The following is a 12,739-nucleotide window of genomic DNA, read 5'->3' as shown; positions in this document are numbered from 1 at the left end:
AGCGGCTTTTTTACGTTATGAATTATGAAAAATACCACGCTTTATAAAAAGTTTTTTGTTGCGATAAACGGGTCAAATTCTGAGCAGCGACCGCTGAGCATAGCCTTGTCAGGAGGGGTTGACTCGGTTGTTTTACTGCATTTGTGTTACACGCTTCGTGAGCAAATGCCAGGGTGGGTCATCGAAGCCATTTACATTGATCATGGCTTATCGGTCGACTCCGACTCATGGCGTGCATTTTGCCAGCGCTTGTGTGAATCGCTTAGCATCGACTTTAAAACGGCCTCAGTTGAGGTTAAGGCAAAAGCGCGTCATAGTCTTGAGGCGCAGGCACGCGATGCTCGATATGCGGCATTAGACTCGCTGGCGATGGCAAATAGCATGATAGTGCTAGGGCAACACGGCGACGACCAATTAGAAACCTTTTTGCTGCGCTTAAAACGAGGCTCTGGCCTTGATGGGCTGGCGTCGATGCGTGCACAACGCATTTTAGACTCGGGTAGAGTGTGTATAAGGCCTTTGTTAAATGCCTCTAGAGAGGATATAGAAGCATTTGCGCGCATGTTTGCGATTGAGCATATTGAAGATCACTCGAATAAAGACGACCGCTTTGATCGTAATTTTTTACGTAATCAAGTGATCCCTTTGTTTAAATCTCGTTTTAATGGTTTTTTGCAAAGTGTGTTGCGTAGCATCGAACTACTTCAACAACAACAAAGCCTCATTGAAGAACTAACCTTGCAAGATTTACAAACCTGTTGCTCTGAGCAAGGTCAGTTAGATTTACAAAGGCTGGGTGCGCTTAGTCAGCTTAGACAGGCCAATGTTGTGCGCTCTTGGCTTGCATCATTCAATGAGAAAATGCCCTCTAAGGTGCAGCTTGAGCAACTACTTCATCAGGCTTTAACCAGTAAGCAAGATGCACAGATAAACATTGTGATGGGCAAAGGGTGTGTAAAAAAGCACCGCGGTTTTCTTTACTTTGTTATTGCACAAGACCCCCCACAGCCATGCGTTGATGTAGCACTTGCGCCGATAACACTTAATGACGGCCGCGCTTTGATAGTGGAACACGGTGTTGGGGTTAGAGCGCCAAACAACAATGAGCGAATATCAGTGCAATTTGGTTTACTTAGCAGCAAAATAAGGCCTCGCAATAAACCGGGCAGAAACGCCGTTAAACATTGGTTAAAAGAGGCGGGCGTGCCGAGTTGGCAACGTGCGCATGTACCGTTGATCTTTTATGATGAACAGTTAGTACAAATTGTTGGTTATTATTTTGAGCATTCGATGTATGTGCCACAACAAGGCGTTCGTTGGGAAGTAGTTGATGGTGAATAAGAAAGAAATTGGTCGCTCGTTAGCAGATAAAGCTGTTTGGGCGATGTTATTTAATATTTTGGTGTTTACCGTATTGGGTGTCATCGATGGTATGCCTATTTTGAGCAATATGGCGTATGCGCTGCTATTTGGTTTTGCCAGTGCAGCTACATTATTGGGTTATTGGCATGAAAAAGGGGGCAGCTTTTTTATTTTGGCGCTTTTAATGCCCCTGTTGTTGATCATTATTAGTGACCTGAGCAGCTTTATTGCGTTGGCTTGGCTTATTAGTGGCTACTTTTTTGGCTTTGCGTTGGCTTTGGCGATTTACAAGCTGATGATTTTGAATAAAAAGTAACACAGACAAAACGATTCGACTCAGTGAGGGGAACTGAGCCGAATCAGACTCACTTATATCGTTCTTGCGCAGTTTCTGCCATCGGCTTTAGCACGATACAGCCCTTTGTCAGTGCGTGAGAAAATACTGTTTTCGCAGTCTTGAGTATTAGACAATGTAAAGCCAATACTGGTAGTTACATTATACGTTGATAATATGTGGCACGTACGAACGGCGTGCATAATGCGCTCAGCTATTACCTTGTTGGTGGTAAATTCAGGGTCGTCGATAATGATCGCAAATTCATCACCACCAAATCGATACACAGTGTCTGTGCTACGAACCGACAGCTTTAAGATATCAGAAAATCTTTTTAGTACGTCATCACCAGTGCTGTGCCCGTGCACGTCATTAACTTGCTTAAAATTATCTAAATCAAGCAGCATCAAACTAAACTTACTTTGCAGGCGACGGCCACGTTCAATACGTTGTGCAAGGTTATCAGTAAACTGGCTACGGTTATTTAGTCCGGTTAATGCGTCTTTGGTAGCAAGTTTTAGCACTCGGTTGTAGGTTAACGCATTACGCAAAGGATATAGAAGGGCGCTGTGCAAACGGCATAGTTTTGCCCTAATGCTGTCACTTAATTGATATTGGCAATAGTAAACGAGTTGCCCTAAATGCTCTTCATTTAGCTCTAAATCAAATTTGTAAGGCGTAAATTGGTTATCACTTTCGTACATTTGAGCCACACCCAAAGATGAGTGGAACTGGAGCCCCGAGAGCTTAATGATACGCTGAGCATGTTCGGCGAATACGGTTAATAGCTCATCAACATGCAATGTGGTTTGCAGCTGCTCAACAAGCTTATAGATGGGATCCGCACTTGTATTTACAAATTGCTCGGTATCGAACGGCAAAAAATCGCCGCGTGTAGACACACGCTGAGCTAAAATATGGACATTTTCCATCGAGTATTCCCCTAACTACTACTATTTACTTACTTTAAGCTAAAAACATGCCAATAATTTAAACTGGCTGAAAAACAGTTGCTTGCTATAGTTAATGACGAGCACTTTTGATAAATCCCACATTTTTTGACACTTTGGAGGCCGTTTGCAGAGTATTTTTGCCGAGGTTTTTGCCCTATTGCTTGCCGCTGTGATTTTAGTGTGGCTTTTTAAGCGTGTGGGCTTACCTGCCATTTTGGCTTACTTAGTGACGGGTGTATTGGCTGGTAGCCACGGTATTGGCTGGATGAGTATCAGCTACGAAATGCACTTTATTGCCGAACTAGGTATCGTGTTTTTATTGTTTAGTTTGGGGTTAGAGTTTTCGGTGCCTAAGCTCATGGCAATGCGCAACTTGGTGTTTGGTCTGGGCAGTTTACAAGTCCTACTCACAACCATAGTTGGTATGTTTGTGATTAAAGCGCTTAATTACGATTGGCTTAGTGCGTTTATTATTGCCAGTTTGATGGCATTATCGTCAACCGCAGTGGTGGTTAAAATACTCAAAGAAAGCGGCAACCTTAATTTGCGCCGTGGTCAGCTAGCAATTGGTATGCTGCTGTTTCAAGACATAGCCGTAGTGCCTTTACTGATTGCGTTACCATTAATAGCCCAGTCTGATAATCAAGTATTAATAGGTGCACTGATGTTTGCTTTGGCCAAAGGGGCCTTTGTTTGCGTTTTGCTATGGGCAATAGGTAAGTGGTTTTTACCCAAAATATTTAACGAAGTTGCCTCTGTGCGTACCGATGAGTTGTTTGTACTGACCACGATAGTGGTGGCACTTTGTGCAGGTGGCTTAACCTATTTGTTTGGGTTATCGATGGCATTGGGGGCTTTTCTTGCTGGTATGATGCTTGGTGAAAGCCAATACCGACATCAGTTAGAAGCCGAGATCAGACCGTTTCGCGATATTTTGATGGGGTTGTTTTTTGTTACCGTAGGTATGCAGTTAAATATACCTTATGTTATTGATAAAATTGGCTACATTATTTTAGCGTTAGCGGTGTTATTACTGCTAAAAGTACTAATTATAGCGTTATTAGCACAGCTTATGGGCGAGCGTAAAAAAGACGCTGTTGCTGCTGGTATTTTACTGTGGCAAATGGGGGAATTTGGTTTTGTACTTGTAGCGCTTGCCAGCAAACACAATTTACTAGACCTAAACAGCGCCTCGTTTTTAATTGCACTAGGGGTGCTATCTATGGCTGTTACCCCTTACCTGATTGACCGAACACCCATGATTTTGCAAAAACTTAATGTGAATGGTGAGCACTATCAGCATGATATTGGGCAAAACATTATAAATGAAAGTTTGAGTAACCATGTGGTTATTTTAGGGTATGGGCGTGTAGGGCAAACCATCGCGCGCTTTTTAAAGCCCGAGGCAATTCCTTATGTGGCGATAGAGCGCAATCCCCGCATTGTAGAAGAAGCGCAAACGGCGGGGGAGCCTGTGATGTTTGGTTATTCAGGCTCGCAGGTATTACTTAAACAAGCCAATGTAGATAAAGCCCGCTTGGTGATTATTACCTGCTCTGACTTTAATCAAAGCCAAGAGGTGATTGATGCCATTAAGCGAGTGGCGCCTGAGGTAAAAATACTGGCACGTTCAACGGATGATAGTCACCTTGATGCTCTTAAAGCGCTGGGGGTAACAGAGGTGGTGCCTGAGGCATTAGAAGCCAGTTTAATGTTGGTGTCGCATGTACTTCATATGTCGGGTGTACCCATGCGCCGTATATTTAAGCGAGTGAGTAAAGAACGCCATAATCGTTATGAGTATTTACACGGTTTTTTTGCCGGTGACGACCAAGAGCCGCAAGGAGATAACATCGATAGGCTTGAGTATTTGCACGCCATGGCGTTACCAGACTCAGCTTTTGCAATAGACAAAAGTATAGCGGAGCTTTGCTTAGATAAACAAAAAGTGGTGATCACCGCGTTACGCCGTGATGGCGAGGAGCTGGCCGCCCCTCAGCAAAGTATGGTGCTAAAAGCCAATGATGTTTTGCTGCTTAAAGGCAAGCCGAGGCGCGTTGAGCGCGCAGAGCAGTACTTGCTGTATGGTTAGCATTGCGGCCTAACTATCTAATTCTAAAAACTGGCGTATTTCGTCAAGCCTCGCCATACCATCTTGATAGCCAATATCTATTAAATGTTGTGTGTAGTTTTTTTCAAACAATAAGTAGCTGGTTAAACTTGAACTAGAGTGGCGCTTTACCCCTATAGTGCGTAACAGCAGCTTAATGGCTAACGGCATATCATCGTAATATTGGTCGGCAATATCCCTAAAATTAACGGTAGGGTTAACCACCAATGTATTGATGGGTTTAAGCTCTCGGTGTTTATCTCGGGTTTTAGGGGGTAATAAACCAACCGTACGATTTACACGTTCTAAGCGTTCTAAGTCAGATTGCAGCGTATCACTAAACACACTATCAAGTAGGTGACCGGCAATCGCCGACATGCCAGGAAAGTGTGGCTCATAACCTAATGGCGCACGGATCTTAGGCTGCTCTACACCAATCACAAAAATTTTCTCGGCCCCTAAATGAATAGAAGGACTCAGTGGCGAGAGTTGGTGAATTGAACCATCGCCATAGTAATGATGTTTTACCCGAACACTTGGAAACACCATAGGAATTGCACTTGAGGCCATTAAAACATCTAAAGAAATACGACCAGGCACACCTTGGCGCTTTGCACGTTGCCAAGGTAGCGCGTCTTTCGCTTGATAGTATGCAACAGAGCGACCCGTTGAATAACTTGATACAGTAACCGATACTGCATCTAAAAAGCCTTTATGAATATTACGTTCGATACGCGTTAGATCTAACACCTCGTTTAATAAACCACGAAGGGGGGAGTTGTCTAACAAACTGGCGGGTGGATGATTTAAATGCCCAGACTGAAAGCTGCGCATCACATTGCCTAGCAAATGCCCAAATGCGCCAATAAAGTCGCTGCGATACACCATGTGAGAATGAAAGCTTTTCCACACCCATTCAATTTTACGCACCGCCAAATGCATACAAGACGCATAACAGGCTAACGCTGCTGAATTTATAGCGCCTGCGGATGTACCATTAATAATTTGAAATGGAATGGGCGCGGTGCGAGGCATACTTAAAGCAAGCGCTTTTAATACCCCTACTTGATAAGCAGCACGAGCACCACCACCAGTTAACAATAAGGCGACTGGCGGGCGCTTGGCTAAACGTTGTTTTAAATTCATAAATCCTCTAAAAACAATGAACTTTTTACTAATTTGCTCGTCAGTAGAATTAGTCCTGCTATCATCGCATTATAAGTGCTATAACTTTTACTTTATGTTTTAATTTTTAAATATTCAAAAGAATATTGTTTTTCAAGCTAATTTTATGGAGCTGTTATGTCTGAGTCCGGTGCAGATCATTCTCAAAGCGCTAAACCATCGCGCAGTCAATTGTTACTGGCCGCTACCGTTGTAGTGGCGTTGGTTATTGTTGTGGTGTTTGTATTATCAAAGCAAAATGAACAAAAGCAAACCAATACCAAGTATTCTCAAGATGTGGTAGCGCAGCAACCACAAAGCACTGAGCAGCTTAACACGGCTCAATCTAAACCTGTTGAGTCGCAAACCACAGATGCACCAGAACCCGTTGCGCAGCCACCACAGATGGAGCGCAACGAGATGCCTGTTAATGTGCCAACTGCAACATCGACCGAAGTACCACTGCCAACGCTTGACGACAGCGACGAGATGGTAAAACAAACTGTTGCTGAAATAATGACTGAAAAAGCCCTATCTTTGATAGTGAGCGATGACATGGTACGCCGTGGCGTGGTGTTTGTTGATAACCTTGCTAAAGGTAAAATTGCAGAAAAACATATGCCGGTCAAAAAGCCTGAAGAACCATTTATGGCGCTAGAAGACGACATAGTGGTCACTGATCCAAATAGCTTTGAGCGTTACACACCGTATGTAGACATACTCACTAGCATGAGCACGGCACAAATGATGCGTGTGTTAGACAAGTTTCAGCCACTGATCACACAAGCCTATGAAGAGATTGGCTATGAAGGCACTGACTTTAATAGCACACTCAACAAAGCCATTACCGAGCTGTTAAATACACCTATTCCGAAAAGCAGCGTGCCATTGATAAAAGACTCTGTTACATACCGTTATGCTTACCCAGAGTGGGAGCAGCTATCGGAAGCGCAAAAGCAATTTTTGCGTATGGGCCCTGAAAATATGGAAAAAGTAAAACAGCGCCTAAGTGCCCTACAAAAATCGCTTAATCAGTAACTCACAAGCGCCGACTGCTTAAACATCCAGCAGTCGGCGTGAATAAATGAGTTTTCCCTTGAAACTCACCTCGAAAGTAGAGATAATCCTTCCCGCGCCAAACAAGGCCCTCTATGGTAGTCTTATTGGTCCTCTCGCAACAATAGCAGGTGAACCTGGTCAGGCCCGGAAGGGAGCAGCCACAGCTTGTGACTTGTGTGCCGAGATGTGGCTGGTAAGACTGCCACCCAACTCTTCTTTTTGTTGTTTGTAGTGTAAGTCTTATTGATAGTACTCAAAACTATACTAAAACATACTAATTCCTATCTTTTTAAAGTTAAAAACTCATTCTCAGTTCATTAAATCAATAGTGTTTTATTAACTTGTTCTCGTAGGTTGGAAAAGCCGCACGCGCCTTATTCGACCCACAAATCAACAAAGTAAACAATGTTGGTAAATACCTAGCTACATACCTCTTACTCATGGAAATTGTTCATTTAGCATCTAGACTAAATAAACATAGTGCGTACTAACGCCTTAAACCACCCTAAATGAACACTTTTAAGCGGTATTGGTGGTGTTCAAGTAGGGTATACGCTATTTGAACTATGATTTGCCGTTGCTTTAGGAAACGCCACCACAATGGACTTGCAAAACCCCGACCTGATTTTAGTAAAACGCCTATCAGAACACTCATGCTCTTACTTTGCGGGAACTGATGTGGTGTTGACGGACATTGAAAGCGGCGGACGTTTTAATTTTGCAAAGCCAAGGCTTGAGAAACTGGTGTCAAACGGCCAGCTCAGAACCATCGCACGGCGTGAGCTACCAACCAAGTTAACCTTTAAGCGTCTTAGTAACGTTAAAAAGCCTAAAGCGGAGACAGTTGAAGACCTTGCAGCCAAACAAGAAATGGCGCGACGCTATAAGTATGTGCAAGGCGCAATTGAGCAGAGCGTACCTGCCTATACAGAGAAATGGCTAGCACCATTTATTGCCCAAAAGGCGGTGGAGATAAACGACAGCAGTCCACCGTCATGGCGAACGCTAGCCCATTGGAACAAAGCCTTTGTGGAAAGCGGCTGGGATAAACACGCACTGATACCAAGGCATAAAGCCAAAGGCAATCGAACCAAGCAATTGCCCCAAGAAGTTCATGACCTCATTGGTGACGTGATAAACGAATACCTTCGCACGCACACGGTGGTGAGGTATCAAAAGGTGTATGACCAGTTTCTAGAACAGCTTGATACGCTCAACGCTGAAAGGCGCGAGGCTGATTTAGTTGAGCTAAAGCCATGCAGTTATAGGTGGATAGTGAATAGGATTCAAAATAGATAGAAATGGCGTGAACTCAATACAAAAGAATTATAATTTTTTACTTTACTAACAAGGAGATAAAAATGAGCTCAGTTGATCTCACTATTTGTCTTATTGATGATGATGTGGAATTTGTTTTCAAATTAGACGAGGTAGTATTACTAAAAGTGCCTAAAGAGGAAGTTTCTGACGAATTATTGGATCAATTGTACGAAAGTCTTGTTAAGACATTCGGCATAGGTTTACAACTTGGGCAAGAGTCCGTTAAATCTGGCTCAACAGGCTTTTCAGTTAAGTAAAAAACTCTGTATTAAATCGAGTGATTGAGCTTTTTGTCGCAGAAGATAAAAAGTTGTAGTTGGTTACAGTGCTTGTCAAAGGTTTTGATAAATTGGCTAGAAATTTAAAATAATTTCAAAGGGATGAATATGAATCATTTCGATAAAATTTACTTCAAAAGCAAAGCCGTAGGAAGGTTGTCATCACAGAGTTTGAATGAGCTAAAATCTACTCTCACTGAAATTGAGGGTAGAAAGAGTAAACTCAAAAGTGAAATCAATGACGCGAACGAACAGCTTAAAAAGCAGGAGTCAGAGCTTTCGTGGATTAATTGGGTTCCTCTGAAACTTATTTTTCAAAGTAAGATAGAATCAAAAAAACAAGCTATAGCAAAAACTAGCGAGGCACTAAGGAGAAAAGAGCAAGACTATGAAAAACACACGTTGGGGCTTGAAGTTGAGCTTACTGACCAGCTTGAAGCCGCTTTTGGTACTCTTGATGATAGATTCTCTGAAGTTCTTAACACAAAGAAAGTATGGGATATTACGACATCGCAGTCGATAGACCGTGTTGCAGAAAGAACAGTTGCTGACAATGTCATTGAGCGCAGAGAGATCAGTTTAAAGAGAACAAGCAACAGTAAAATACACTGTGACTATAAAGCACTTCATTTAGAAAATGCTAATGGTGGTGATTTGTATGTCTTTCCTCAGTTTCTCTTTGTTGAGAACGGCGATGACTTCGCTCTGATTGATTTACTTGATGTTGATGTAGAATTTACTCTGACAAATTTTATAGAACGTGAATCCGTGCCAAGTGATTCTGAAGTGGTTGACCATACTTGGGCAATGTCAAATAAAGATGGCAGTAGAGATAAACGTTATACTGACAACTATCAAATTCCTGTTGTTCAGTATGGAGAACTTCACCTGAGCTCAAAGTCAGGGCTTAATGAGGTGTACATGCTAAGTCATCCTGAATCAGCGTTTAATTTCAAAATAATGTTTGACGAATATAAACAGGTTTTAGCAAGTGCTGGAAACTAATAATCGCACAGGTTTTGGGAGTAATTTGTAAGCACCAAAGGAGTGTTTCAGTGTACTACGAAAAAATTGGTGGTTTTGAGGTTAAAGCTTTCTTTGATTCTGGTAAAGGGCAGTTAGTTCACAAAGTAACGTACCGTCGAAAGCTCCTTCAAACCCGAGTGTTAGATGACAGGTTATCTCAAAGCTATATTGGTTATAAGTTGATCATTGCTGATTTGGCAAGTGTTTTGAGTTGGGGAAACATTGCTATGACTTTGCTTGATAGAAAGGCTCAATTATCTGAAAATAAACCAATTCTGCACAGTTTATTTGTTTCAATGCTCACGACTTACTGGAAGTGTTTCGCCGATACAAAAGGGCGACATGGAGTTCAGTTAAATAGGAAGCTCGTACCTAAGAATTACATTGTTGTTCATGATGAGTTACGAAGAATGAGGCATAACCTTGCAGCTCATAGTGGTGATGACCCATTTGAGAATGGCTATGTCCTTTACGTAGAAGATGTGGCCGGTAAAAGTAGATTTGAACCATTTGTTTTGCCAATTCATTGGAAAGCTTATGGAGCAGAGAAAAAGATGATAAAAAATATAACTGAACTCTCGAAGCAGCTTATTGATGTGTTGGAAGGAAAGCAAGAAAAGCTGCTTAAAAGAATTATGGAAAGCGTGGATAAATAACAATTGAAGCTCTTGAATTGGAGAAAGTGATGGTGACTAAATTTCATAGACATACTTTTTCGTTTGAAGGGGGGGAGCTGCTTACAACTATTGGCGCTACTTTTTTCGTTTCTTACCTTTATCATCGCTATATCGACTCTGAGCATGATAACTGGACGAAAATTAAAACGAAAGAATCTAGAATTAGTGTTATAAAAAGAAATGAGCTACACCATAAGGCTTGGCTTAGGCATATTGAAAACATGAAGGCTGCTAACCTTAATCGTAATACTCTAGGTTTGCATGGCCCTGAAATTTTAGAAATGGCTAAAGCTATAAAAGAGCATTTAGTCTAAAAAATTTATCACAAAAAATTTACAAAAAATTTATAAGGACAGGCATTCAAACTTGAAACCTTGGGTCTTTTGTCTAAGCTTTTAGTTCTTAAAAATCATTTCAATTCTCAGTTCAAGGAGTGAACGATGGGATTAGCAAGGAAGTGTCAAATTAGCCTATCCGATACTAAGTATTATCACTGTGTTTCGCGTTGTGTTCGCCGTGCGTTTTTGTGTGGAGAAGATAAACTCACTGGCAAATCGTATGAGCATCGACGAGGCTGGGTAGAAGAGCGTTTGTTGTTTTTAGCGCAGGTGTTTTGTATTGATGTCTGTGCTTATGCGGTGATGAGTAACCATACCCATATTGTGCTGTATGTAGATGATAAAAAGGTACAAAGACTCAGTGATAGAGACATTTTACTGCGTTGGCATAAATTGTTTAAAGGCACGCTGCTTAGCCATCAATATCTCAATGGTGAAGCGTTAGATGAAGGTCAGCGGTTCTTTTTAAGTAAAGATATCAAAGAGTATAGAACCCGACTAGCGAGTATCAGTTGGTTTATGCGTGTGCTAAACGAACACATTGCCAGACGAGCTAACAAAGAAGATAAATGCACTGGGCATTTTTGGGAAGGACGATTTAAATCACAAGCCTTGCTGGATGAGTCAGCACTACTGGCCTGCATGGCATACGTAGATTTAAACCCAATACGCGCCCAAATGGCACGCACCCCAGAACAATCAGAACATACCAGCATCAAAAAACGCTGTGAAGCTGCCACATCAGGCAAACAACCTAAACTACTCGCCCGCTTTGTAGGTAGTCCCAGAAAACATATGCCAAAAGGTATTCCATTTGAATTAAAGCCTTATCTTGAGCTGGTTGAACTCACTGGGAACTGCATACGAGCAGATAAACGAGGCCATATAGAACCACACCAAGCTCCGATTCTACAGCGCCTCAATATTCAGGCCGGAAACTGGCTAAAACTGACCACCCAGTTTGAACGTGTTTTTCATGGTGCCGTAGGCAAAGCGCATTCGTTAGATATGTACTGTGAACGCGCACAACACAAGCGACGAAGCAGCATCAAAAACAGCAAAGCATTATTGGCTTAATCAAAATAAAACATTCACTACATAAACACCTTACAAAAACATAGCGCAGGGTGCGAGAAACTGTGCGAGTTGCATTGTAATTTCAAGGTAATCAGCACATAAGTCACGGTTTTTTTTGTGAGAAAAGTTATTTTTGGGAACATATCGGTTAATATTAAAATGAATTTGAGGGACTAAAAAGACAAGGTCAGAGATTTTAAGCATGACTTTAAGTGCCTGTCCATCTTAAGTGCAAAAAAACTGCGCGATAAGAACAATGTAGGTGTCCGTGGACGCAGTTTATATTTGGCAAAAGGTATACCTATTTACTGCTATATAGTATGCGATTTGACAAAGAGCATTCGAGATTACTGTGAGGATAATTCATATACGCCAACATCAGATAACAATGGTTTTATTTGGTATCATCCAACATACAATATCTACTTCGAAATATTGTCTTTTGATAAAATTCTTCAAGACGCGAAAAAAAGAAATAAAACTCTATTTAGAATGTTGAATTTACAATAAAAATTGATTTTGCACATGATTTACTTGATAAACAGGGAATATTGTTAGAAGGAGTCTTTACAATATCTTTCTAGTTTCATTGCAACTTAGTTAATAAATTAACTAATGCATATCTGTCCAATAATGAAAGGCTAACGTCTACAAGCCTGATTAGCTTCATGATGTAAAATTTATATCGAATGACTCATTGTTACATGTATAAGCTTGACAGAATTTCCTAGTTAACACTTAAAATATGCGAAAAATGAACGTTTAAAATGTAAGGTCTAATAGCTTAACCACATGAGTTTTTTGTGTGACACCATTTGTTAGGTTGATAAGGGTCTTGCACTCAAAGTAGTGTTAATTCCTCTACTCATGATAGCTATTTACTTATATGAAAGCATCGTTATTATTGACTAACAGACTAACAGACTAACAGACTAACAGACTAACAGACTAACAGACTAACAGACTAACAGACTAACAGACTAACAGACTAACAGACTAACAGACTAACAGACTAACAGACTAACAGACTAACAGACTAAC

12 protein-coding genes and 1 other RNA gene are annotated in these 12,739 nt (G+C 41.4%); 11 read left to right on the top strand and 2 right to left on the bottom strand.

Annotated elements, in window-relative coordinates; translation table 11 throughout:
• The first annotated feature begins 24 nt into the window (after positions 1–24).
• Positions 25–1,341 carry a tRNA lysidine(34) synthetase TilS gene (tilS, locus tag HG263_RS20010; RefSeq protein WP_171627856.1) on the top strand — a complete coding sequence of 439 codons (1,317 nt, stop codon included), beginning with the start codon at positions 25–27 and terminating at the stop codon, positions 1,339–1,341.
• The gene (locus HG263_RS20005) at positions 1,331–1,678 is read left to right on the top strand and encodes a hypothetical protein (RefSeq protein ID WP_171627855.1); all 348 of its coding nucleotides are present in this window, start codon (positions 1,331–1,333) and stop codon (positions 1,676–1,678) included. Before tilS ends, HG263_RS20005 begins: the two co-directional genes overlap by 11 nt.
• Positions 1,679–1,731: 53 nt before the next feature.
• Here HG263_RS20005 and HG263_RS20000 read toward each other — a convergent pair whose 3' ends face one another.
• The gene (locus tag HG263_RS20000; protein ID WP_171627854.1) at positions 1,732–2,628 is read right to left on the bottom strand and encodes a GGDEF domain-containing protein; all 897 of its coding nucleotides are present in this window, start codon (positions 2,626–2,628) and stop codon (positions 1,732–1,734) included.
• Between the two features lie 145 nt (positions 2,629–2,773).
• On the opposite strand from HG263_RS20000, the gene HG263_RS19995 reads away from it, so the two are divergent.
• On the top strand, positions 2,774–4,741 hold the full coding sequence (locus HG263_RS19995) for a monovalent cation:proton antiporter family protein (RefSeq protein WP_171627853.1): 1,968 nt from the start codon (positions 2,774–2,776) through the stop codon (positions 4,739–4,741).
• Between the two features lie 9 nt (positions 4,742–4,750).
• Here the strand turns inward: HG263_RS19995 and HG263_RS19990 are convergent, their stop codons facing one another.
• Positions 4,751–5,905 (bottom strand): patatin-like phospholipase family protein, encoded by a 1,155-nt coding sequence (locus HG263_RS19990; protein WP_171627852.1) that lies wholly within the window; start codon positions 5,903–5,905, stop codon positions 4,751–4,753.
• Positions 5,906–6,061: 156 nt separating this feature from the next.
• Between HG263_RS19990 and HG263_RS19985 the strand changes: the two genes are divergently transcribed.
• The 8 genes from HG263_RS19985 (at position 6,062) to HG263_RS19950 (ending at position 11,698) form a co-directional block, all read left to right on the top strand.
• Positions 6,062–6,961 (top strand): DUF3014 domain-containing protein, encoded by a 900-nt coding sequence (locus HG263_RS19985; RefSeq protein ID WP_171627851.1) that lies wholly within the window; start codon positions 6,062–6,064, stop codon positions 6,959–6,961.
• 123 nt (positions 6,962–7,084) lie between these two features.
• An RNA gene (gene ffs, locus HG263_RS19980) (signal recognition particle sRNA small type) lies at positions 7,085–7,181 on the top strand.
• A gap of 401 nt (positions 7,182–7,582) precedes the next feature.
• Positions 7,583–8,281: a hypothetical protein gene (locus HG263_RS19975; RefSeq protein WP_171627850.1), complete on the top strand. Its 699-nt coding sequence runs from the start codon at positions 7,583–7,585 to the stop codon at positions 8,279–8,281.
• 62 nt (positions 8,282–8,343) lie between these two features.
• Positions 8,344–8,559, top strand: a complete 216-nt coding sequence (locus HG263_RS19970) for a hypothetical protein (protein WP_171627849.1) — start codon at positions 8,344–8,346, stop codon at positions 8,557–8,559.
• A 129-nt stretch (positions 8,560–8,688) separates the two neighbouring features.
• On the top strand, positions 8,689–9,585 hold the full coding sequence (locus HG263_RS19965; RefSeq protein WP_171627848.1) for a coiled-coil domain-containing protein: 897 nt from the start codon (positions 8,689–8,691) through the stop codon (positions 9,583–9,585).
• Positions 9,586–9,635: 50 nt separating this feature from the next.
• A complete protein-coding gene (locus HG263_RS19960; RefSeq protein WP_171627847.1) occupies positions 9,636–10,262 on the top strand; it encodes a hypothetical protein in 627 nt (208 codons plus the stop codon).
• Positions 10,263–10,291: 29 nt separating this feature from the next.
• The gene (locus tag HG263_RS19955; protein ID WP_171627846.1) at positions 10,292–10,597 is read left to right on the top strand and encodes a hypothetical protein; all 306 of its coding nucleotides are present in this window, start codon (positions 10,292–10,294) and stop codon (positions 10,595–10,597) included.
• 126 nt (positions 10,598–10,723) lie between these two features.
• Positions 10,724–11,698: a transposase gene (locus HG263_RS19950; RefSeq protein WP_171627845.1), complete on the top strand. Its 975-nt coding sequence runs from the start codon at positions 10,724–10,726 to the stop codon at positions 11,696–11,698.
• Positions 11,699–12,739 lie beyond the last annotated feature (1,041 nt).

Origin of the sequence: Pseudoalteromonas caenipelagi, assembly GCF_013140855.1 — a bacterium.
In the GTDB taxonomy this organism is placed as follows: Bacteria; Pseudomonadota; Gammaproteobacteria; order Enterobacterales; family Alteromonadaceae; genus Pseudoalteromonas; species Pseudoalteromonas caenipelagi.
Note: the sequence above shows the minus strand (reverse complement) of the source record. Positions and strands in the feature narration are given on the sequence as shown.